The 24222-nt window shown below is 49.1% G+C and carries 16 protein-coding genes; 7 read left to right on the top strand and 9 right to left on the bottom strand.

Features of this window, described 5'->3' with window-relative positions:
- Positions 1-25 precede the first annotated feature (25 nt).
- The 3 genes from L2713_RS01385 to rluA all read right to left on the bottom strand — a co-directional run bounded on the left by L2713_RS01385 (position 26) and on the right by rluA (position 5324).
- Positions 26-3883 (bottom strand): S8 family serine peptidase, encoded by a 3858-nt coding sequence (locus L2713_RS01385; protein WP_248966609.1) that lies wholly within the window; start codon positions 3881-3883, stop codon positions 26-28.
- Positions 3884-4089: 206 nt separating this feature from the next.
- On the bottom strand, positions 4090-4551 hold the full coding sequence (asnC, locus tag L2713_RS01380) for a transcriptional regulator AsnC (protein ID WP_011073571.1): 462 nt from the start codon (positions 4549-4551) through the stop codon (positions 4090-4092).
- Between the two features lie 95 nt (positions 4552-4646).
- Positions 4647-5324, bottom strand: coding sequence for a bifunctional tRNA pseudouridine(32) synthase/23S rRNA pseudouridine(746) synthase RluA (gene rluA, locus L2713_RS01375; RefSeq protein WP_248966608.1), 678 nt, complete (start codon positions 5322-5324; stop codon positions 4647-4649).
- 187 nt (positions 5325-5511) lie between these two features.
- Here rluA and L2713_RS01370 point away from each other — a divergent pair, with 187 nt between their 5' ends.
- Both L2713_RS01370 and L2713_RS01365 read left to right on the top strand, forming a co-directional pair.
- Complete coding sequence (locus L2713_RS01370) at positions 5512-7428, top strand: peptidase U32 family protein (RefSeq protein WP_248966607.1); 1917 nt, start codon at positions 5512-5514, stop codon at positions 7426-7428.
- A 141-nt stretch (positions 7429-7569) separates the two neighbouring features.
- A complete protein-coding gene (locus L2713_RS01365; protein ID WP_248966606.1) occupies positions 7570-7944 on the top strand; it encodes a PH domain-containing protein in 375 nt (124 codons plus the stop codon).
- A 61-nt stretch (positions 7945-8005) separates the two neighbouring features.
- On the opposite strand, the gene L2713_RS01360 is transcribed toward L2713_RS01365, so the two are convergent.
- The gene (locus L2713_RS01360) at positions 8006-10273 is read right to left on the bottom strand and encodes a toxin-antitoxin system YwqK family antitoxin (protein WP_248966605.1); all 2268 of its coding nucleotides are present in this window, start codon (positions 10271-10273) and stop codon (positions 8006-8008) included.
- A gap of 146 nt (positions 10274-10419) precedes the next feature.
- Here L2713_RS01360 and L2713_RS01355 point away from each other — a divergent pair, with 146 nt between their 5' ends.
- Positions 10420-10749, top strand: coding sequence for a cupin domain-containing protein (locus tag L2713_RS01355; RefSeq protein WP_248966604.1), 330 nt, complete (start codon positions 10420-10422; stop codon positions 10747-10749).
- 24 nt (positions 10750-10773) lie between these two features.
- Here the strand turns inward: L2713_RS01355 and L2713_RS01350 are convergent, their stop codons facing one another.
- From L2713_RS01350 to L2713_RS01335, 4 genes are all read right to left on the bottom strand, one after another.
- On the bottom strand, positions 10774-11946 hold the full coding sequence (locus L2713_RS01350) for an AAA family ATPase (RefSeq protein ID WP_248966603.1): 1173 nt from the start codon (positions 11944-11946) through the stop codon (positions 10774-10776).
- Between the two features lie 59 nt (positions 11947-12005).
- Positions 12006-13169 carry a membrane dipeptidase gene (locus L2713_RS01345; RefSeq protein WP_248966602.1) on the bottom strand — a complete coding sequence of 388 codons (1164 nt, stop codon included), beginning with the start codon at positions 13167-13169 and terminating at the stop codon, positions 12006-12008.
- Between the two features lie 110 nt (positions 13170-13279).
- On the bottom strand, positions 13280-13723 hold the full coding sequence (locus L2713_RS01340; protein WP_109286980.1) for a SufE family protein: 444 nt from the start codon (positions 13721-13723) through the stop codon (positions 13280-13282).
- 67 nt (positions 13724-13790) lie between these two features.
- Positions 13791-15038 carry a cysteine desulfurase gene (locus L2713_RS01335; RefSeq protein ID WP_248966601.1) on the bottom strand — a complete coding sequence of 416 codons (1248 nt, stop codon included), beginning with the start codon at positions 15036-15038 and terminating at the stop codon, positions 13791-13793.
- A gap of 269 nt (positions 15039-15307) precedes the next feature.
- On the opposite strand from L2713_RS01335, the gene L2713_RS01330 reads away from it, so the two are divergent.
- Positions 15308-17008, top strand: coding sequence for a methyl-accepting chemotaxis protein (locus L2713_RS01330; RefSeq protein ID WP_248966600.1), 1701 nt, complete (start codon positions 15308-15310; stop codon positions 17006-17008).
- A gap of 109 nt (positions 17009-17117) precedes the next feature.
- On the opposite strand, the gene L2713_RS01325 is transcribed toward L2713_RS01330, so the two are convergent.
- Complete coding sequence (locus L2713_RS01325; RefSeq protein ID WP_248966599.1) at positions 17118-18764, bottom strand: DEAD/DEAH box helicase; 1647 nt, start codon at positions 18762-18764, stop codon at positions 17118-17120.
- A 395-nt stretch (positions 18765-19159) separates the two neighbouring features.
- Here L2713_RS01325 and L2713_RS01320 point away from each other — a divergent pair, with 395 nt between their 5' ends.
- From L2713_RS01320 to cydC, 3 genes are all read left to right on the top strand, one after another.
- A complete protein-coding gene (locus tag L2713_RS01320; RefSeq protein WP_011625297.1) occupies positions 19160-20206 on the top strand; it encodes a DUF3626 domain-containing protein in 1047 nt (348 codons plus the stop codon).
- A 246-nt stretch (positions 20207-20452) separates the two neighbouring features.
- Positions 20453-22441 carry a heme ABC transporter permease/ATP-binding protein CydD gene (gene cydD, locus L2713_RS01315; protein WP_248966598.1) on the top strand — a complete coding sequence of 663 codons (1989 nt, stop codon included), beginning with the start codon at positions 20453-20455 and terminating at the stop codon, positions 22439-22441.
- Positions 22438-24189 carry a heme ABC transporter ATP-binding protein/permease CydC gene (gene cydC / locus L2713_RS01310; protein WP_248966597.1) on the top strand — a complete coding sequence of 584 codons (1752 nt, stop codon included), beginning with the start codon at positions 22438-22440 and terminating at the stop codon, positions 24187-24189. Before cydD ends, cydC begins: the two co-directional genes overlap by 4 nt.
- The last annotated feature ends 33 nt before the right edge of the window (positions 24190-24222 follow it).

The raw sequence follows: 24222 nt of genomic DNA, 5'->3' as shown, positions 1-24222 counted from the left end.
TCCCTTTTGCTTATAGATGAACAGCTTACTTCATACGACGACGCATTGCCGCCAGAGGTAATAACAAGGCAGTTAACCAACCCAGAGCACCACCACCTGATTCAGGCTTGTCTGCTACGGTAAGAGTGAGTTCGCCTGTGTTGCTTTGAAGCTTGCCATCATTAGCTACAACAGTGAAGGTGTACACTCCTGCTTTTTTAGGTGTAACAGTTATATTCTCGTTAGTTGGAGTAAAGCTCAGACTTTCTCCTCCAGTTTGGGTCCACACGTATGTTAATTTGTCACCATCAACATCGAATGGATTTGGTTTTAGCGTAATGGCTTCACCAACTGTGCCGCTATGGGGTTGTGGTGTTACAACGGGAGCGTCATTCACATTATTGACGGTAATTGAAACCATTGCGGCAGCACCAGTATTGCCGTCCTCATCTTGAGAGGTATAACTAAGACTATCAGAACCGAAGTAATCTACCGCAGGCGTATAATCTATACCTCCAGTGGCATTAACTGTTGCAGTGCCATGTGATGGTGCTTTAACGATACTAATATTACCTAAGGCACCTTTGGGCATAATCTCAAAAATACGTTGCGCGTTTGCTGTGATACCATCACCAGTGATAGATGCTCGTGCAACTTTCATATCCGGTTTATCATCATTAGCTAGCACATCAATTGAGACTGAGGTTTCCTCATTTGTTTCTGCTGTATCAGCTTGTCCTACATTTAGGCTTGTTGCTTTTACATCATAGTTAATAGTGACATTACCAGCTGTCGTTGTCTTCAACGCTAACGAATCACCAGTAGTGATACTACTTCCTGAACCATTGTGATGATAAGTTGTACCAATCGTGCCACCGATATTCTCGGCACCGATAGTGACATTCGCCGGCATATTAGGAATATTGATGTAGTTGAATACGACTTCTTCAGTATCGCCTGTTTTTATCCAGATGCTAAAGGTGTAGGCTGCACCAGAAGTATCACCATAGAGCTGGCCTTTATTCCATTCTAGTGCAAGCCATTTAGCGCCTGCGCCATCAGTGAATACACTTACTGCTAAGTTACCGCCACCAGTATCACCCGCTGTATTATCAGACAAGTCAAAATCAGACCAGAATGGTGCTAGGATATTGTTAGGGTTACTGCCGTCAGGTAATTCCTTGTTTGCATAGGTTCCACTCGCGCTGCCACCGCCAACAATTGCCAATCCGTTGTCAGAAATCGTTATTTTGGTGTAGCTTACACCGTTGTATTTAAAGCTAGGAACGGTAAAGGTGAAGGATTGTTCATCACAACCATCCGAACAGGCAATAGGTTTCACCCCTAAATCAACAATACTTGGGAATCGTTGTGCACCTTTTACCGTGTTCATTTGAGGTAGGTCGAGCTTACCAACCCAGGTCACAGAGCCCAGGTCTTCGTTTACTTGTAATCCATTTTGTGTTGCACCTGTAAGTGTGACTTTAACGTCATCTTTAGAGGTGAGTTTCGTTCCTACAGGAGCTTGCGCGGTAACTGTGACTGTATTTTCAAATACGGTATTGTTGATCGAAGCCACAACGGGAATAACATCACTTGCATTGATATCTGTTTTGGTGGTGTAGGTTGAAATCAGGTTAGAGTCACTTGATTCTTTGGCTAAAACAGCTAACGGTAAATGGGCATCTTGTAAACCATCCGCGCTGGTAATCATGATATTACCGAAGATCCACTCACCGTATTCCGCAAACGTAGAGTCAACTGTCACTGTAAAGGTGGCAGAAGCTCCAGCTGCTAATTCGAGGGTTGCAGGAGATACTGTAATTCCTGTGCTATCAGAAGAGGCGGATAAATTCCAAGATGTTTTGGTATCGGCTTTATTGTATACAGTTCGAGTGAAGGTACACGGACCAACACAAGAATCTGATGCAATGGATGGTTTATCAAAAGTAAGAACTGCTTTCGCGGCAGCATCTAAATCCATACGTCCAGCACCCATATCGAATGGTGTAGCTGGCGTAACAGCATCATCATCAAGAATGCCATCAAACTTAGCTGTTGATGTGAGGGCAGTCTTAATATCGTTTGCGCTCCAATCTGGATGGAGTTGGCTCATCAATGCTGCAGCACCTGCAACATGTGGGCTTGCCATACTCGTTCCTGAGATCATATTGAAGTCTTCACCGCCATCGTCTGGTGAGAATGCGGATAGGATATTTGTACCGGGAGCAGCAATATCTGGCTTTAAGATATTTTGGTTACCATCTGGGCCGCGAGAGCTAGTGCTGTTTAGGTTATCTGCAAGTTCAGGAACCATAATACGTTTAGTCTTGGCAACGATTGTGCCTGTAGTTGCAGCTTCGCCCATTGACTCAATAATGGCCAAGCCTGCATCCATTGTAATCATCACAGCAGGAAACTCTTCACCAGGCATTGACATGGTGATTGGAGCGCCTGCTGCGTTGTTATAAACAACAACGGCTTTAGCCCCCGCTGCTTTGGCATTTGCAGCTTTCAATGTGAAATTACAACTGCCACGAGAGATTAAGGCGATGCCATCTTTAAAAGAATCAGCGGCAAATGCTTTACAGCCATTCGCATTTTCAGCATCTAAATTTTTTGCAGCAATTACAGTGCCAGTAATATCTGCTACTAAGTTAGCATCGGAGCTAGGGATAGCTAAGAGGTCATCAGCGCCTGTATTGAAGCTATTAGCAAAATAACGTCCAGTCGTTGTGTTTGCCACTGTGATACCTGACTCGATACACCCTGGGCATCCAATCGTTTGTGGACCGTTGCCATCATTACCGGCGGCAGTCACAACAACTACCCCTGCAGCTTCTGCGGCTTCGAACATGGTTTTGTAAGGGCTGCTTGCAGGATCGCCACCAGGACCTCCACCCCATGAGTTGTTGATAACGTCTGCACCATCATTTACAGCGTGTTCTAACGCTTCCATCAGCATAATGTTAGAACCACTACCACCAGTACAGTCTGCCTTGCTATAGAGTGCTTTATAGACCATTAAATAGGCGGCAGGTGCAACACCTGATAATTCAACAGGGATCTCTTTAAATGTTGTTGATACTTTATTACCAACAGCCGTGCCCGCAACGTGCGTACCATGGCCGCCATACCCGAGAGGGCTCATATATTCGTTTGGGCATACTTGGAATGTTGGTTGTGACCAGCGCGCAACAATTAACTTATTGTTACAGAAAGAAGCATCTACAGTTGAGCAGTAGTCATCCTTCGGTAAATTACCGCTTGGTGCTGTAAAACCTGCATCGGCGAACATTGGGTTTTCTGGACGGATACCACCATCAATGACCGCAACTCGAATACCTTTACCAGCATTCTCCATACCAGAAACAGCATTCCACATGGCTTGGGTATTAATGACTTGGTGTGATGCGTCCATACTAATTTCGTACATACTTTCTGGATAAACAGATTTCACGCCAGGCATTTTTGCCAAAGTGTCAGCGGTTAGACCTTGACCAACAACAGTTACACCATTGAATAAGGTTTGAAATTGACGCTCTACTTTAGCGTTAGGAATAGTCTTGGCTAAAGCTGCTGCAAAATTGTTTTGCTCTTTTGCTAGGTAGTTTGAATAACTCTTCACTTCGGAAGACTGAACGTTTAGCTTTTGTCCCTTCTTAGTTGTGGCTGTCGCAGCGTAAGAGCCAATGCCACCCTTATATTTGGCTAGAGCAGGTGATTCCATTTCAACGATAAAACGTTGCGGAGCAGTAAGGTTAGTTCCAGCTAGTTTAGGTTTGGTATATTGGTCTTGAGCGGTGATTTCTGGTGAGTAAGTTTCAAAAGTGAACCCACTGTTAGCAACTGCTGCACTTGATAATAGTGCCGCCGAGATAGCGATAGATAATTTTGTCTTCACAACTTCATTCCTTGTCAATTAATGCTTTTGGTACTGACAACAGCACCGTGTAGCTAAATTGTTATTGTTATGCTGCGCATTTAATGGCTAGCAATTAAGTTGTAACACAAAAGTATCGTACGGTTAACACTTTTAGTGGAAAAAAGACTTAAGTCATCATTTTGCGATATAGCATTCTGTTTGAAGGCTTTTTGTGAGAGCCGTAACTAAGGCTTCACCGCTCTTGTGATAGGGTTTTGCAGGCTGATAAGGGTTTCAGTCGATTGAATTTCGTCGATTGATTGGATGCGGTTAATCAGCACGTGTTGCAGGCCATCGATGGATTGGCACATGACTTTGACAAAAATGCTGTAGTTACCTGTGGTGTAGTAGGCTTCTACCACTTCTTCTAGGGCGTTTAGCTTGGCGATGGCGGCGGGGTAGTCGCCAGCACTTTTGAGATTAATTCCAATAAAACAGCAGACATCGTACCCAAGGGCCTTGGGATTGATGGTGATCTGGGCACCCGTGATAATCCCCGCTTGTTTCATTTTCTCGACACGCACATGGATAGTACCCGCACTCACGCCGAAACGTTTGGCAAGCTCGGCAAACGGGGTGCGTGCGTCTTGCATTAAGGCTTCGAGGATATGGTTATCAAGCTGATCGCGCTGAAATGCGGTTTCCATAAATAAACTCTCTATAACATAATGAATTGTCATAAAGTTACGTTCTTTTATGGTGAATGGCTACTGCTTTTAGGTGTTTTTATTGTTTTTAGTGATCATTGCTCACCTTCTGGCTCACAAAAGGGGGCCTCGGCACTGAACGTCATGCTCTCACCCGTGTACGGGTGTTTAATGGTCAGTTCTGCGGCGTGGAGTAATAATCGCGGTGCTAAGGATTTTGCCAGCGGATCGGCATAAAAGCCGTCGCCGAGAATAGGATGCCCAAGTGCCATCATATGCACCCTGAGTTGGTGTGAGCGTCCAGTAATCGGCTTTAGCTTAACGAGAGTCGAGCGTTTGGCGCGGCTTAACACCTCAAAGTGAGTTAATGAGAGTTTACCTATCTCGTGGTCAACCTTCTGTTTTGGGCGATTTGGCCAGTCACAGATCAGCGGATAATCCACGCTACCCGTCGCATTCTTAACATATCCCGCGACTCTGGCGAGATAGGTTTTGCTGGTTTCTCTATCGTGAAATTGGCGTTTTAGCTCGCGCTCGGCGCTACGAATGAGCGCAACCACGATGACACCAGAGGTCGCCATGTCGAGGCGATGGACGATTTGGCAATGCGGATGCTCGGCTTTTACCCGGGCGTAAACACTGTCGTAATGGGCGGGATCGCGACCTGGCACGGACAATAATCCCGAAGGCTTGTTGACCACGATAATGTCTTTATCTTGGTAAAGCACATCGAGCCAGGGAGTTGTCGGTGGTTGGTAAATAAAATCAGTCATAATCGCGCCTATTAAACAATGCGCGGCAAAGATACTCTGCTCGGCTCTGGGGTGCAAGTTTGTTGTCTCAGCTCCTTATCTCGCCTCGCTTTAATCCAGCGAAAAATGATTTGCAGATAGAGCTGGATTTGAGTTTTTGTTATACTCGTCACCTTTTTCGTGATTGTTCATTTTGAGCCAGTGAAGTATGAGCCAGCCAGAGATTTACACACCTGAGACACTTTCTCACGTTAATAACCGCTTAGAGTTATTGGCGCCTGCAAAAAATGCCGATTATGGCATTGAAGCCATTCGCCATGGTGCCGACGCGGTTTATATCGGTGGCCCCGCATTCGGCGCGCGTGCGACCGCGGGTAATAGTGTGGAAGATATCGCCCGTCTGTGTACTTTTGCTCATAAGTATCATGCGCAAGTGTTTGTGGCCATTAACACTATTCTGATGGACGATGAACTCGAAACCGCTGAAAAGCTGATTTGGGATGTGTATAACGCGGGCGCCGATGCACTGATTGTGCAGGACATGGGTGTATTGCAACTTAACCTGCCGCCGATTGCGCTGCATGCTAGTACGCAAATGGATAACCGTAATCCCGAGAAAGTCGCCTTCTTAGAGCAAGTGGGTTTTTCACAAGTAGTATTGGCGCGTGAGTTAGGCTTAAGCCAAATCCGTGAGGTTGCGGCACACACCAATATGCAGATTGAGTTCTTTATTCACGGCGCCCTGTGTGTGGCCTACAGCGGCTTATGTAACTTAAGTCATGCCTTCAGTAACCGCAGTGCAAACCGCGGTGAATGTTCGCAAATGTGTCGTCTGCCGGGCAATCTTAAGACTCGCCAAGGGGATGTGTTGGCGCAAAATGAGCACTTACTTTCATTAAAAGACAATAACCAAACCGATAACCTCGAAGCCTTGATTGATGCCGGTGTGCGCTCCTTCAAAATTGAGGGGCGTTTAAAGGACTTAAGTTACGTTAAAAACGTGACCGCCCATTATCGTCAAAAGCTCGATGCCATTATGGCGCGTCGCCCTGAGTTTGTAGCGTCATCCCATGGCCGTACTGAACATACTTTTACTCCGGATCCTGAAAAAACCTTTAACCGTGGCAGCACAGATTACTTTGTGAATGAGCGTAGCCAAGGGATTAAAGACTTCCGCTCGCCAAAATATATCGGGCAAGATGTGGGGAAAGTGGTCGCCATCGGAAAAGACTTTATTCAAGTCAGTTCAACCCACGAGTTTAATAACGGCGATGGTTTAGCGTATTTTCCGCCAAATTATGCGATGGCCAAACAGTCCGATGATAAATTGCAGGGACTGCGTGTTAACCGTGCCGAAGGTCATAAGCTGCATGTATTGCAGGTGCCGCGCGATCTGCGTGTCGGTATGACCTTATACCGTAACCATAATCAAGCCTTCGAGACTTTACTTTCTAAGGAGTCAGCCAAGCGTATTATCGGCGTCGACATGCGTTTAACCGATACTGCTACGGGCGTGGCGCTGACCTTAACGGATATTTACGGCCTCAGTGCAACGGTTGAGCTTACAGTCGAAAAGACGCCCGCCACCGACGCTGAAAAAACCTTGCAGACTATCCGTACTCAATTGTCGAAACTGGGCAGTACCGATTTTACAGCGCGCCAGATCAGTATCGAAACTGCCGAGCCTTGGTTCCTGCCTGCATCTGTGCTCAACGGCCTGCGCCGTGATGCGGTAGCAGCATTAGAACTTGCCCGTGTTGAAGGTTACCAGCGTCCAAAACCTTGGAAATATAACCAAGATGCCGTTTATCCATTCAAACACTTAAGTTACTTGGGTAACGTGGCAAACGAAAAGGCGAAAGATTTTTACCAACGCCATGGCGTGATTGAAATTCAGGACACCTACGAGAAAAACGGTGTAACTGAAGATGTGCCGTTAATGATCACTAAGCATTGCCTGCGATTTAACTTCAATCTCTGTCCTAAGGAAGTGCCGGGCATTAAGGCGGATCCTATGGTGCTTGAGATAGGTAACGATGTGCTTAAGTTAGTTTTCGATTGTCCAAAATGCGAGATGATGGTCGTCGGTGAAAACCGTCAGGTTCGCGGCCAAAAAGCCGTTTAATTCAGCTTGAAGGGTGATCAAGGGAGCATTGAGTATTCAATGCTCCCTTTTTGTTTTTAGGGTCGTTGTCGCTCTCCATGTTGCCACTTGGTTAACTACAGGATATTTTATTGAAAAATTTCAATAATAAAGGATGTCAGCATGGGATTGTTAGATGGGTTACTGGGGAATGCGTCTGAGGTCGATTTACAGGAATTGGCCGAAGAGCTGCGCCCAATTATGGGGATTCAGGAAGAATTAAAACTGGCCTATAAAGTGATCCGCGATCTGTTTGTATTTACCAACAAACGCTTGATTTTAATCGATAAGCAAGGGCTGACGGGCAAGAAAACTAGCTATCACTCAGTGCCCTATAAATCCATCACCCATTTCGAAGTGGAAACCACAGGCCATTTCGATATGGATGCCGAGCTTAGGATCTGGATCTCTGGCCAAAGTGTTCCTCTGGTCAAAGAGCTGAAACGCGGCACCGATGTGGTGGGGATCCAAAAGACCATAGCGACGTTCGCGCTCTAACCCTTACGTTTGCAATAGAGTTATCAGCAGGTCATCGCCTCATTGACTTGCTGATATTCAATCAATTCAAGACTCTATGATTTGAACCGCTGGACTGTTCTATCGGTTCACCATTCATCGTATAGGTTTCGGATAATTCGAGTCGGCCTTGTTTATCGTACTGATTGTGGATCCCCACCCAAAAGTGCTCTTGCCCCCGAAAATGTAAGTTGCCTTCTTCGGCGATTTGACGATTTGGATGATAGCGTTTCATGGCATAGAGTTGGCTATCTGGGTCAAATTTCAAATGGTAACTAAGGATAGGCGCCGACGTTTGTGGCTCCTTAGTATCGTTAGACTTAGCTATTGCCTCGACAATGTTATTGTCATCGACCTTGGTTTCCGCTGCCATCGTCTGTTGCTGCTCGGCGGCATCAAAATAGTGACGGGTTTCATTGAGCTTGCCATCGTCACTGAGCCAGGCTTCGCGCTGTAGTTGGCCTTGCGGTGTAAAACGTTGCCAGTGGCCGACATCCTGATAATCGTTATCTATCACTTTCACAAAACCAGACTCGAGTAATTCGCCTTGTTTTGAAAAGGCTTTTGAGCTGAATAGGTTCTCGTCTAGGCGAGTGAGCAGCCAACGGATAGCCCCATCCTCATAGTATTCGATGCGAGTATCGGGGTGGCCCGTTTGATAATATTCCCGTTGATTATCCTCAAGGTGATAGCCACAACGTGTGTTGGAGTGGCTCTCAAAGGATTCGAGAACCCCTTGCTTGTTATAGGAGGAGCTTTCCTTAAGGTAACCTTGGCCGTCGCGGACAAAATACTCCGCAATCGTCTTGATAGTACCGTCTTCATAAAACCAGCGGGCAGTGCCATCGCGATTGCCTTGAGTGTGGGGCAAATACATTTGAATTTGCTGGTTTTCATAGTATTCGATAAAGGGCGCGATTGAGAGGTTACGCTGATATTGGCCCTCGGCTGACAATACGCCGCTTGCATAATAGCTGCGGAAAAGGCCTTCTCTTAGACCCTTTTCAAGGTAGATCTCAAGGGAGAGTTGACCATTTTCATGGTACCAAGTGGCAAGCCCCTGCTCATGGCCATTTTCAAAGGGGATGCATTGTTCAAGCTGTCCGTTTGGATACCATTTCTCGCTGTTGCCATGGGCAACACCATCAACAAAATTGAGTTGATTTGCCAGCACGCCATTGGGGTGCCATTCCTGACGTAGACCGCAATTTAACCCCTGTGGATTGAGGCGTTCTCGCCAGGCGAGTTGGCCATCTTCGTAATAGGTTTCGAGGCTTTTGTCCGCGGCATCGAGATGAACTTCTTGCTTAAGATTGCCGTTGGTATGGTACCAAAGCTCTTTAACCAACTCCCCCATGTCATAGCTTAGCTCGGCCTGCAGCTTGCCATCTTCATAGTAGATATGCTCTGTGCCATGGATTTTTCCCGCCTGCATAGGGCGTATCAGCCACAGGGCGCCTGATTCATAATAGCGAGTTAACTGATTGATATAATTATCTTCGCTATCCTTTTCGGCGGTTTCTTTTATCTGACCATTGCTATAGTAGCGGGTCAGTAACATTCCCTCGGCGTGACGCTCCTCGACTTGATTGATTTTGCCTTCATTGTCATACCAAGTCTGGCGTCCGAGCTGTTGCTCCTCAATAAAATGTCCTTCGAACAGCAACACACCTAAGGCATTGAATTGGCGAGTGATGCCGTTGCGCTCACCAAAGTAATTGCAATCGACGGCCTGAGTGAGGTTGGGGGATTGGGTGACAATTCTGAGTAGATTCTGACCTTGCTCGGTCTCAATCTGGTGGAATGTCCGTTGCAGTTTGCCAGTGAGACTGCCGAAGTCCTGCATATCGCCTTGTACTCTGTACCTAGCATCGATATAAAAACGGCAGATCACTAATTCCTGCGGGTTTACCAGTGCCACTTGCCAGCGGGCTTGAGTTGTCGCTGCATCAGAATCCAGCACTAGGCTACAGGTCTTATCCTGACCGAGATAAAAATCTTGCACAGGGCCGTGTATCTCGATGCGGTCAAATTGGGTCTCGTGAAAGGTGCAGGATTCATGCTCTCGTTCCCAACCGAGCAGTTCGATCGTTTGCGGGCTGTCGAAGTTGTGGCGGGTAAATTCTTCGTGGGTTTCTGAATGAGTGGCTTGCGCCGGAGTCGATTGAATGGCAAGACTAAAATAGGGTTTGAAGGTACTGGATGGGAGCGGAGCGGGATTGGGAGAAGTTTGAAGAGGTATGTCTTGATGGGCGCAGCTTTTTTCTTTGGTATTAAATAACTTAGCTTTAAACGCGCGAAACAACGACATAGGTCAACTTCTCCATATCCATATGATACAACTGTCTTATCTTGTCATCTCATAAGGCTCATAGCCCTAAGAGCGCCTATGATAACGGTTTATACTTTGGTTTCTCAATAGATTATCTTGCTCTCGAGCCATGATAAGGATTCAAGATGCTACAAAATTTTTATCAGTCACTTCCCGGTGATTTATCACAAGAAGTGTTCGAAACCCTTGCTTGCAATGGCAAGGTGAAGATAGAGCGCATTATCTCGCAAGGCCATTCAACGCCTGTGGGGGAGTGGTACGATCAATCTCAATATGAGTGGGTGATGTTGCTCAAAGGGGAGGCGCAGCTCGAATTCGAAGATGCTCAGTTAGTTACCCTTAAACCAGGGGATTATCTCACCCTAGCGCCGCATCAAAAGCACAGAGTCGCTTCGACCAGTTCAGAGGGCGAAACCCTATGGCTGGCAGTATTTTACGATGCTGAAACGGTATAATGCAAAGACGCTATATCTTGGCGGCTATTTGAGTTGCCATTGCCAGCTCGGCGTATTGAGTAAATCCTGCCCCACTATTTGGGTTTGCCCTAGATTTTTATCCAGTGCCAAAGTATTGCAGTGCTCAAACTGACTCAAGGCATTAATCAAGCGGTTAGCGTGGGACACGACCCAAAGCTGACACACCTCGGAAGCCTTGGCGATAAGCCGAGCCAAAGCGGGCAATAAATCGGGATGCAGGCTGGTTTCGGGCTCGTTTAATACCATTAGCTCGGGTGGCCTTGGGGTGAGTAATGCGGCAATAAGCAATAAATACCTCAGGGTGCCATCGGAGAGTTCACTGGCATGTAGTGGCCTTAATAAGCCCTGCTGGTGGAATTCGAGTTGGAGTATCCCACCCGCTTGGGGCGTGATACGCACCTTGGCCCCCGGAAAAGCATCGGTCACCGCATGATCGAATGCGGCTTTATCGCCAATCTCAAAAATGGTTTGTATGGCAGAGGGGAGATCTCGACCGTCATGGTGCAATACGGGTGTGGCTGTCCCGAGCTGTGGACGACGCGCCGGGGCTTCGGCATCGGTTCGAAAGTGATCGTAAAAGCGCCATGCGCGAATGCTGTCCCTGAGCGTTAATACTTCAGGGCTACGCTCCGGATCGGCAAGTTCGGTAAAAATGCTGTCACCGCTTTGCAGATGGGCGCTCAAGGTGAGCCAACCTTGTCCCTCAGGGCTGCGACTCTTCACCATAGGGCCGCGCCGCTCGACTAACACGCTGGCGGGGCGATATTTGGGGCCATTCCAAATCGCCTCGCGTTTAATTTGCGGATCTAACCCAAACAGAGTGGTGGAGTCGGGTTTGGGGAGACCAAGTTCAATCAGATAACTAAAATCTTCGCCCGCAAATCCGAGTTTTAGGCGTTTTGGCGCTTGTCTGACTGTAGCTTCAATTGGCGTATCGCCCGCTAACATGCCCTTGGTGAGATTTTCAGGTCCCGCCCAAAAACAGGAGTCTAAGCCGCCTTCCTGCGCCAAAGCATTAACAACGCCACCCTGCGCTGTTTGAGCGAGTAGTCGTAATGCTTTGTATAAATTGGATTTCCCACTACCGTTAGCGCCGGTCACTAAGTTTAAGCGCCCAAGGGGTAAGACTATCTCCCGCAAGGTGCGATAGTTAGAGATGGCTAGGGTAGTCAGCATGACGGTCCGTTTTCTCGAGTAATTTTTCGCAATTTAACCCTGACTGAGTTAGCGCGGGCTTAGATGAGTACTTGATTGAGCACTCTTTGCCAGTTTCCGCCCATAAAACGGTCGCGATCGGTCGACTTAAAGCGGGCCTTAGCTAAGGCATCGTCGATACGGCTCATTCGCTCGATATGGTTTAGCTCGGGAATCACCACATGCCTTGGCTCCGCATCAAAACCTAACACTTTTTTAGCCCTTAGGCTGTACCACCATTCCTGATATTCCTTCACGCCCTGGGCATTGTCGTTATTCAGGGCTAACAGATTTTCTTGGCCTCTGAGCGGGTAATCATTGGCGATGGCAACACAATCGACCCCGCCGACTCGGGCGACATATTCTAACTGGCGGATATAGTCATCGACAGTTGGAACGGCATTATTAGTGAGCCAAAAGCTCATCATAAAGACCCCGAATACGCCGCCTGAATCGGCAATGGCGCGGATCACTTCATCGGGGCTACAACGGGCATGTTTGACAATACCCCGCGCTGCGCCATGGCTTTGGACTATGGGCGCGCGGCTGAGTTTGGCTACATCTAACGCGGTTTGGGCACTGGAGTGGCTGACATCGACTAAGATATTGGCATGATTGAGTTTTTCAATCAGTGCACGGCCATGGGCCGTAAGAGGTTTATTGAGTCCGCCATTGGCATCGTTATCGAGGGCGCCGCCCGCAAAGGTATTGCCGTAATGGTGGGTAAGTTGCAGTGCTCGCAGACCTTGGCGGTGAAACTCATCGACGCGGGCCCATTGGTTGGCCTCGCTGTCTTCTTCAACGCAATCTGCTCCTTGGATTTGGAAGAAAACCGCAGTGCGATTGCTGTCCCGCGCCAATTGGATATCGCGTCCAGTTAAGCCTTGCAGGAGAATGTCAGGGTGTTCGCTGACGCGTTTCGCGGCTTGCTGGATGCTTTCCATACAGGCTTTGTAGGTGCGCTTGTAGTTTAAGGTACCGTCGGCTTGTTCAATGGTTTCGATGGCAGAGATATCACACAGAAAGGCATCGAGCCCCGATGCCGGAACATCGGCTAAATCATCGGGCAGAAAGGATAAACCATCGATATATAAGCGCCGAGAGCGCGGCGCAGCAAGGCTGGAGAAACTGGCAAAGGGACAAAGTAGCGTGGCGGCGCCAATCCCTTTTAACAGCGTTCGACGATCTTGATTAACAGCCTTCATGGGCGTGCGCTCTCCTTCAGATGAAGCTAATTTTTACTTCTTTATACCCTGTTAAGGCGTAGAAGTCTTTGATTAAATCCCTCTTTTACCGATTTAACCCACAGATTGATTTAGGGTTTTACCGCATCAATCATCGCCTTGGCTAAGGCATGTAAGCCATTGGTGCGCGAGGGGCTTAATTGACCCTCTAGCCCTAATTGTTTGAAATAGGCAGAAGGGTCAAAGGCGAGTATCTCGTCGCTCTGTTTGCCGTGACAGGCACTCAGCAGTAAACCGATTAATCCCTTCACAATCCGTGCATCGCTATCGGCCAGAAAATAATGCTTAGCGTCTCGCTCTAGATGGTACAGCCAGGCATCGCTCTCGCAGCCTTTCACTTGGGCGGACTCAAGGCGAAACTCATCCGCTAAACTCGGTAAGGTTTTACCTAATAACATGATTTGGCGATATCTTTCCTGCCAGTTCGGCGCTTGCTCAAAACGGGCTAACAGGCTTGAAGCCTCCTCAACCGAGTAATCAAACTCGGTGGTAGCGGGCATGATTGGCAATGTCATGGCGAAAATGTCCTCTTGTTTAGCGTGTTGCCTGATGGCGCAATGATGTTAGCCCTTAGCGAGCGGATTAGAGCAGCAAGTCTTTGACTGAGACTAAGGCGGCAATAAAGCGGTCGATATCGGCTTTATTGGTGTAGATACCAATCGATGCTCGGCAGCAGCCCTTCAAGTTAAGGCTTTGCATCAAGGGCATGGCGCAGTGATGGCCACAGCGCACGGCAACGCCTTGTTGGTCTAATAAAATCCCGACATCTTGATGATGTTCATCGCCCAGGTTAAAGGCAACCGCACCGAGATTATCACTATGGGCCGCATAGAGATGCACATCTCCGAGGGCGCGAAGCTGCTGCTGTAAATACTGCAGTAGTTCTGCCTCGTGGGCCTGAACCTCTGGCGTGAGGTATTGTTGCAAAAAGCGGATAGCGGCGCCTAGGCCGATGACTTCACTGATGGGTGGGGTACCCGCTTCTAAGCGATTGGGTAGGCTGCCAAATTCGGTGCCATCGAAGCTCACTCGTTTAATCATCTCGCCGCCCGTTAACAGTGGCGTGAGCGTCTCTAATTTATCGAAGCGGCCATAAAGTACACCAATGCCAGTCGGGCCATACATCTTATGGCCTGAAAAGACATAAAAATCACAATCGATAGCGGCCATATCTAAGCTTAAGTGTGCAACCGCCTGTGCCCCATCGACTAAGGTGATAGCACCCTGCGCCTTGGCTTGTTGCACTAACTCGACAACAGGATTCACAGTGCCTAAGGCGTTCGACACATGGCACAGGGCGACAACCTTGGGCTTGAGGGCGAGTAGCGCTTGATAGGCATGGCGATCGAGCCTGCCATTCTGATCGAGAGGGATGGGTTTAATGATCGCGCCCGTGCGTTTTGCCAATTCTTGCCACGGCACTATGTTGGCGTGGTGGGCGGCGGTATCGATCAAAATCAGATCGCCCGCAGCTATCTGTGGCGTTAAGCCATAGGCAACTAGATTGATCGACTCTGTGGTGCCGTGGGTGAAGATGATTTCTTCGCGGCGCTTAGCATTAATAAACCCTTTTAACTCATCGCGGACTTTCTCGTAGCTAGAGGTCGCGCGCGCCGATAACTGGTGCGCCGCACGGTGCACATTGGCATTGTCGTTCAGGTAATACTGCGCCATGGCATCTAACACGGATTGCGGCTTTTGGCTGGTGGCCGCGGTATCGAGATAACACAGGGGATAGTCGCCCAACATTTGCGAGAGGGTAGGAAATTGCGAGCGGATTTGGCTATGGCTATCGGGCAATGTTGTGTCGGTCGAGGCTGAGTGTGTCATCTGGGGCTTAACGCAATAAAAAGGCTTTTGGATCTTCGGTTATCTCTCACCTGAATGCAAGTTTTCATCGGTTGAGGGCGTGTGGTTTGCAAGGGGACGCTTGGGCCGGTAAGGGATTGACACTCAGTTGCCTACTTGGATTAGGTGAATCGGGTATGCTAAAGGTTTTATTTTTCGTTTATAAGCGCTTAGCCTAAGCGGCAAAGCGTAAAACTCCAACTATGCTAAATACAGACAAAGGGATCCTTGGTAGTTGGAGTTCAAAGCTTATGCTTGGTTTTTTTAAAGATTTACGGATCAAATATAAGATGGGCAGCCTTATCGGTATCATGCTGCTACTCATGCTGTTATTAGCGGCTTTTAGCCTACTAAAGATGAAGCGGGTAACGGATGAAATCCACACTATTACCGCCGAAAACCTCCCCCTAGTTAAGTTATCGAGTGAGGTCACTATTTTGCAGCTCGAGAGTTCGATTAGCCTTGAAAAGGCTTTTCGCGCTTCAGAGATCCCAGTCTCAGCCCAGGAGCGATTAATTGAAGGCTTTATTGGTGAAGTGATTCAACATAAAGAGCGAATTAACGGCGAGTTACTCTCCACACAGACCATGCTAAATGAGGCGTTAACCCTCCCTCAACCGCCTGAATTACGCGACAAAACCCAACAATTGATCCAAGAAGTCACCGACATCATTCGCGTTTATCGCGACTATGATGCCCAGCTAGCGACAGTGGTGAATGCGATACAGCAACATACTCAGGCCACGGCGTTGGTGCAGCAGGTGAGCGACCTTGAGCGAACTCAATCCCAATTCAACACCCAGCTCAGCCAGTTTGCGCAGCGTTTAGAGCAAATGACCCAAACCGCGGTATCCATCACTGAGGATGAGGAGAAAAGCGCGATTTACGGCCTGATGGTGATTTCGTCGGTCGCCCTCATCTTGGGATTAGGCATAGGTATGTTATTTAGTCAGTACATAGTGCGGTCTATTACACGCTTGCGTAATGCCGCCGCCATGATGGAGTCGGGCAACTTTAGCCGAGTGCTTCAAGCAGAATCTAAGGATGAGCTTGGCGAGTTAACCTTGAGCATGAATCAAATGGCCTTGACCCTGAGCCAAACCGTGGGGCATGTGATTGGGCGCAGCGAAGAAATTGCCTCTATGGTGACAGAGCTCAATGCGGTGGCAGAAAATAATCGCAGGGCAATACTCAGCCAACAGGAAGATACTGACCAAGTCGCCGCCTCGATGACACAAATGGCGGCGACCATTACCGAGGTTGCTAGCAGCGCCGAAACGGCATCCTTTTCGGCGGGCCAAGCGGAAGGCCGAGCCAAGGACAGTTGCGCCGTTGTGGAGGCCAGCGAGCGGATCACTCAGCAACTAGTGGAGAGTGCCCAGCAATCGAGCCAACTTATCCAGCAACTCCAAGCCAGCACAGGCAAAATTTTAAACTTTGTTTCCGTGGTGGATGCCATTGCGGGGCAGACAAATTTACTGGCGTTAAACGCCTCCATTGAGGCGGCTAGGGCGGGCGATCAGGGACGGGGTTTTGCCGTCGTTGCCGACGAGGTGCGCGCCCTCGCGACGCGCAGCCAAACCGCCACCCAGGAAATCAGTCAGCTTATTCAAACCTTAGTGCTCGATGCCCAGTCGGCCGTCGACTCATTTGGTAAAAATGAGCAGCAAATCAATGAGTCATCGCTCCAAGTTAAGCAAATTAAACAAAACTTGTTTGAGATCTTAGATGCCTTAACTCAGCTCTCGCAGGCCAATGCTCAAGTCGCCACCGCCAGTGAGGAGCAGGCAGTGACCGCCGAAGATATCAGCGAGCGTTTAAATACCATTCGTGATTCGGGAGAATCAGTACTTAATAGCGCATTTGAAACGGCTAAGGCCAGCGAATCCCTCTCGCAGCAGGCCAACACCCTACGCGAAGCCATGCAGCAATTTAAGGTGCGTGAAGCCTAATAACTTCAAGATTGTAGATAAGTTAGTTCTCAAACAAAGATGCCCAGCACTCAGTGCTGGGCATCTTTTTTACGCATCTTATTACGGGGCTTTGGGGCTCGAAATCGAATTAGGATTTTACGCGATTAGGGCGGTTATCAGGTCGATGCGAGGGCTTTTTGTGCTCACCGCTGGCGGAATTAGCATTCGGCTGAGCGCGGCCTTGGCGGCGTGAGTCAGAATGTTGTTTCTCGCTGCGAGCCTGTGGGCTAAGTTGTTGCGCCGCTGAATGAGGCTGGCCTTTGGCTTTATGTTCGCTATTAGCCGGGCCTTTGCCGCGCGGAGGACGTTTATCCTGTGGTTTTGGCGTACGGCCAGCTTCGGTACTTGAGTGCGTATTTTTATTCTCAGCGTTTTTTGCCGCTTGAGGACGCTTATGCTGGCCTTGATTATTGCGCTGGCCTTGGTTTGGACTTGAGTTCTTTTGCTGCGCAGCGCCGTCGCCGTCTGGCGTTTTACGACCATCGCGGCCTGTACCGGCTCTTGGCGAGGGTTTACCTGCGCTGCGATGCTTACGTTGGCTTGCTACGGCTTTGATTTTGTTCTCTTTACCATGGGTATTTAGGGTCGATTCGGGGAGCGCATGCACAGGGCTGAAGCCTTCAACCTCCTGCCTTTCAAGTACGCGATTGATCAAACGCTCAATGTCCCTGAGCAGCTTAGTTTCTTCGCTACTGACTAAGGATACCGCTTGGCCTAAGGCGCCAGCACGGCCGGTGCGGCCAATGCGGTGCACATAATCCTCGGGGACATTGGGCAGATCGAAGTTCACTACTTGTGGTAATTGGTCGATATCGAGTCCGCGCGCCGCAATATCGGTCGCCACGAGCACGCGCACTTCGCCACTCTTAAAGTCGGCTAAGGCTTTGGTGCGTGCGCCTTGGCTCTTATTGCCGTGGATTGCGGCGGCGCTGATCTCGGCTTGAATAAGACTCTTAGCCAGTCTATTTGCGCCGTGTTTAGTGCGTGAAAACACTAAGACTTGCTGCCAGTTTTCCTGCTTGATGAGCTGAATTAGCAGCGCCGATTTTTGATTCTTATCGACGGGACAAATCCATTGTTTGACTGTGTTTGCCGCGGCGTTGCGTGGCGTAACTGAAATTTCTACCGGTTGATTTACTAGGCCTTTGGCCAGCTCACGGATTTCATCGGAGAAGGTCGCCGAAAACATCAGGTTTTGTCGTTTAGCGGGCAACATGGCGAGGATCTTTTTGATATCGCGAATAAATCCCATGTCCAACATGCGATCTGCTTCATCCAGCACTAAGACTTCGAGTTGATTAAACTTCACCGCTTTTTGCTGCTCAAGATCTAATAAGCGTCCAGGCGTGGCGACCAGTACATCTACCCCGTGGCGTAGCTTTTGAATTTGGGGATTAATTGGCACGCCACCAAAGACCACCGCTGAGCGCAATGGCAGGTATTTACCATAGGTTTCAACGCTTTCGCTTACTTGAGCCGCTAACTCGCGCGTGGGGGTTAGCACTAGGGCGCGGATTTGTCCCGCCTTGGCTTTATTGCCTTTAGAGAGTAATTCGAGCAACGGCAGGGTAAAGCCTGCGGTTTTTCCTGTCCCCGTTTGGGCCGCAGCCATCACGTCTTTACCCGTCAGTACGGCGGGAATCGCCTGTGCTTGAATAGGAGAGGGTGTGTCATAACCTTGTTCAGTCACGGCTTTTTGGATCGGTGCAGATAAACCTAGGGAGGAAAAACTCATTAATGGGTCTCTTGTGGCAGCAAAGTGTCGCAGCAGTAGTATGGCCGAATTGGCGGGCGTGCAGCTTACATGAAGAGGCGCTAGATCGCCATGTTTGAAAGTGGTTTGTTGTCTATCTGGCGCAAAAGCCGATTCAGGAGTGGCTAATTTATCGACCTATCAGTATCTTGTTCAGTATTTAGGGAAAGATCACGCTTGTGTTAATTTCATTGCTTCTAAGTAATCTAACTTGGGGTAAAATTAACAAACATCCTCAATAGGTTGCAAAGACGTTAGTCATCAATCGGATTAGTAAAGATAACTGGGAAATTTTCCCTTTGTAGCTTGAATTCAGCAGCATTGAATTCTTAGGATGAGTCCTCTTAGGCATATTGACGCTCCATGGCAGGTGGATTATGACAGCAATACAGCATATTGAACGCCTCGCACGTGGTCGAAGTGAACAGGCCGTGGCGGTTATTCGAAACGTGCAGCAGATGTCCAACATTCCCATGCAGGAGATGCAAGCGGCGCTGAAGCAATTGTTACACTGTGGTCGAGTCGCACTGCATTTTCATCCCGACAGAATCGATAGTCGCGGTATCACAGTGGCCGAAGGATTATTGCGTGATGGTCAATACCGCAGCCAATTCGAAACCCATATCTCCAACGGACAGTTATCCCCCGAGTTAGGTGGGCCAAGGGATCATTGGGAAAATCAACTCTTTGGCGATGCTTACAAGGGGACTAAGTCTCGGCCTAAGTATGGCGCCTTGGATTTAGGCATGTGGCAGGATGGCCCAGCCCCGCGTTTTGGCAGCTGTTATTTGCTGACCCATTCGCAGTTGCTCACACGCTCGACGTTCACTTATTTAGACTCCTACCGTAACCCGAAGGAAAAGGGGACTTTATCCTGCTTTGATGATGTATTAGCGGCGCTGCTCACCGAGAGTTTTGAGCGCCACTATGCCTTGGGGAAAGTGGATTTTAAACCGCTCAACGTGATCCAATATTTGGCGCATCAACTGAATTCATCTTTGCTATCGCGCTTTGAACGGCCGATGTCGAACAATCTCGACCATTATATTGAGGCGCAGATCCACGGTGATGTGTCCCTCGATGAAGACATTGCCATGCTGGTGGCAGATCCTAGTTTTAAAGGGACTGAAATCGGTGCCACCTTGAGCAAGCTCTGTGATCGCTATGATATCGAGCTGCAATACCATAATGGTTTTAGCCTGCACACGGCGCAGATCCCCAGTGATTTCCGTGGACCGACTATGCCATCTTTGGCGAGTCGCATTGCTATCGACGAGCGTGTCGATGCCTATGCCATTGGCGTGGCGGCGCGGGATTTATACCATTCGCCCCAGCATTGGCGCGATCGGGGGAACCGTGCTCAGGTGGCACACGAGCTCAAGCTGCTCTGGCATGTGTTAGTCAAATACGGCGCTCAGCAATAATTAAGGCCGATTGATTAAGCTGGCGGCGAGAGTTGACTCTGGGTTCCCGCACTTTGGGAATTTATTGATCTTTATCTCATTTTTGTGAATAGGCTAACAAAAGCTTCCGCTAAGGTTTCATCTACCTTGGATGCCTGCGATACTGCGTCCCTATCGAACCTTTTCAACACTTGCAAGCCCCTCGGGGTCACTCAGTGTTAGCCTATTTCTACAACCTACTGCTTTGCTAGTTTCTGTTGGAGCACCATGGATAAGTCGTTAGAAAAGTCCCTTCTCGTTTGGCTCAAGTCGCAAAAAAAGGCCTGTGGCTGGTTTGTTAAGCTCTCCGTATGGTGTGGAATGTTAAGCGCTATTGCATTGATAGCACAGGCTTATCTGATAGCTACACTCCTCGATGGCGTCATTGTTGGCAATGCCTTGCAGGCATTTACTGATGGAGTGAATAGCACGCCAATTCAGCCGGCTGTGGGGGCAAGCGATTATCTGCCACATTTTATGGCCTTGATTGGCTTAATGTTGTTGCGAGCAATACTCGCCTATGGACGCGAGCGCGCCAGTTTTGAAGCGGGCAAACGCTTACGCCAACAAATCCGCAGTGCGGTAATGGATAAGTTAACTCGGCTCGGCCCCGCGTTTATTAAAGGTAAACCCGCAGGCAGTTGGGCGAGCATAGTCTTAGAGCAAGTGGAAGATTTACAAGATTTTTATGCCCGTTATTTACCGCAAATGACCCTTGCTGGTGTGATCCCCTTATTGATCCTCATCGCCGTGTTTCCCATCAACTGGGCGGCGGGGCTGATTTTGCTATTAACCGCGCCTCTAATCCCGCTGTTTATGATCCTCGTCGGTATGGGCGCGGCCGATGCTAACCGTAAAAACTTCAATGCCTTAGCCAGATTAAGTGGCCACTTTATGGATAGATTAAAAGGGCTTTCGACCTTAAAACTCTTCTATCGGGGTGATGCTGAGCTTAAGGTGATCGAAAAAGCCTCGGAGGAGTTCCGTAGCCGTACTATGTCTGTGCTGCGAATGGCCTTTTTAAGCTCGGCGGTGCTAGAGTTTTTTGCCGCGGTATCGATTGCCGTATTAGCGGTTTACTTTGGTTTCAGTTATTTAGGTCACCTCGATTTTGGTTACTATGGCGCGCACGCTCAACTTGGGCCTAATGCGAATGAAGGTTTACCTTTTAGCCTGTTTGTTGGCTTATTTATCTTAATTTTGGCGCCTGAGTTTTATCAGCCGCTTAGGGATATGGGCACTCACTACCATGCTAAAGCGCAGGCGATTGGCGCTGCCCAAGCATTGATGACGCTGCTGGATCATCCTGAGCCATCGGGCTTTAAGCTAGAGTCGGGTTTTAAGCTAGAGTCGGGTTCTGGACTAGGTTCTTCGCAGGAAAAGATAGGGCAGCAGACGCGACTCGATAAGCTGACTCACCTTAGCGTAAAAGATCTAGAAGTCTTTAGTACCGATGGCAGCCGTTTACTCGGCCCCATCAGTTTTGAGTTGAAGCAGGGCGAACATTTGGCTCTGGTAGGCCCAAGCGGCGCCGGTAAAACCAGTTTACTCAATGCCTTATTAGGATTTTTGCCCTATAAAGGCAAGCTGCTAATTGATGGGGTTGAACTCGCAAGCTTAGATCTTGCCCATTGGCGACAGCAGTTAGCATGGCTTGGGCAGGAGCCGCAGTTATTCCATGGCACAGTGCGAGAAAACGTCGCCTTAGCCAATCCCGAAATGACGGATGAGCAGATATGGCAATTGCTGGAGCAGGCCAATATCCATGAGTTTGTCCGCAGCCAACCCCTAGGTTTAGCCACGCTGATAGGCGAGCAGTCATCGACCTTATCGGTCGGGCAGGCGCAACGTATTGCGCTTGCGCGGGCATTGGGACAGGCGGCGCAAGTCTTTATTCTCGATGAACCGACGGCGAGTTTAGACAGTGTCAGCGAACAACTCGTTAGCCGCACCTTAAAAGCGGCGATGGCGGGTAAGATGGCCATTATGGTGACCCACAGAGTCGATCAGCTGGACCATATGTCGTCCATCCTAGTGCTCGATAAGGGCGAAAAAGTCCAGCGGGGGGATTTTGCGACGCTGTCAACTGAGGTGGGGTTATTCCAAACCATGTTGCATGAAAATACTGAATCAGTAGCCGATATTGGGCTGGAATCACCCATGCCCGATAGCCACAGCGATATCGCGTTAGGGACAACCGAGGGAGCCGCACAATGAAAATACTCCTTCCCTTTATCCGGTTGTTCTCCCACCAATGGTTAATGATGGCCGTTGGGCTAGTACTCACCCTAACCACACTCATGGCGGGGATTGGTTTATTGTCGCTGTCGGGCTGGTTTTTATCGGCGACGGCGGTGGCGGGATTAACGGTTATTGGCTCCCAATCCTTTAACTTTTTTACTCCCGCGGGGGGCGTACGATTCCTTTCTATCGCGCGAACGGCCAGTCGTTACGGTGAGCGTCTCGCGACCCATGAGGCGACCTTTAAATTACTGACTGAACTCAGAGTTTGGGCGTGGCGAAAACTCTTCCCACTCAGCGCTAAAAATCTGCAGGGGCTGCGCCGTGCGGATATGCTCAACCGCCTCGTGGCGGATATAGATACGCTCGACCATCTGTATTTAAGATTGTTGACGCCGATGGCGGCTTCCTTGCTGATGACTGCGTTGTTATATCTGTTCCTCGCATGGTTTGATGCCAAGCTGGCCCTAAGTTTATGCCTGTTTTTAGTGGTGGTTTGGCTGCTGCTACCACTACTGTTTTATCGGCTTGGGCATGAGCCAAGTCGCAATATGTTGGAGACCAAACGCCAATATCGAGTGCAGTTGCTTGAGATGCTGCAGGGCCAAGCTGAGTTGAGTTTATTTGGTGCGAACGCCAGATACAGACACAAGCTCGATGAGGCCGAGCAGGCGTTATTTGCCAGCCAAGGGGCGATGGCGAATATCACCGCCTTGAGCCAAGCCATGCTGATCCTAGCGACGGGCTCTGCACTCATCATGATGCTATTTTTAGCCGCCAATGGCGTGGGCGATGCCGTGCCTCCCGGCCCCATGTTCGCCTTGATGGTGTTTGCTACTATGGCCTGCGTCGAAATGATGATGCCAATCGCGGGCGCTTTCCAACATTTGTCAGGCTGCGTGCTGGCGGCGACACGAATTCACGAAATCACCGAGCAGGAAAGCGATATTCGTTTTAGCGAAGATTCAACGCTTAAGGCGACATCGGGCGGGCTGCAGATGACGGATATCCATTTTGGCTATCACGACAATCAGAGCGTTCTGCAGGGCTTATCCTTAACGGTACAGCCCGGGCAAAAGGTGGCGTTATTGGGCGCGACGGGCTGCGGTAAATCCAGTTTATTATCCTTAATTACCCGTGAATGGCAGGCGCAGCGAGGCCAAATTTGCCTAGATGGTCAGCCGCTGACGGACTATAGCGAGGCCGCCTTAAGATCGGCGATGACAGTCGTGAGCCAGCGAATTTACCTGTACGCGGGCACGCTGCGGGAGAACCTTGCCATTGCCTTGCCTGTGCCAGAAGGGCAAAAGCGTACCGCCAATGACGAGCGTTTTATCCAAGTATTACAGCAGGTAGGTTTAGGCGAATTACTTAAAGGTGACAAGCCTCTCGATATGTGGATTGGTGAGGGCGGCCGGCAGTTATCGGGCGGTGAGCAGCGCCGTATTGGTGTGGCAAGGGCATTGCTGCGTGATGCGCCTTTGTTACTGTTAGATGAGCCAACCGAGGGCTTAGATAAGCGCACCGAGCGGGAGATCTTAAGTTTACTGCTTGAATTTGCAAAGGATAAAACCCTGCTAATGATCAGCCATCGATTAACGGCGATGGCCAAGATGGACCAAATTCACCTCCTCGCCGAGGGGCAAATTGTGGCGTCGGGCAACCATGAGCAGTTACTTCAAACGTGTCCCGCCTATCAGGCGCTCTATCGTCGCTTAGCTTGAGTCTGGATGTCGAATGGGTGAGAAATACGCGCA

The sequence above is a fragment of the Shewanella seohaensis genome (assembly GCF_023283775.1).
Taxonomy (GTDB): Bacteria; Pseudomonadota; Gammaproteobacteria; order Enterobacterales; family Shewanellaceae; genus Shewanella; species Shewanella seohaensis.
Note: the sequence above shows the minus strand (reverse complement) of the source record. Positions and strands in the feature narration are given on the sequence as shown.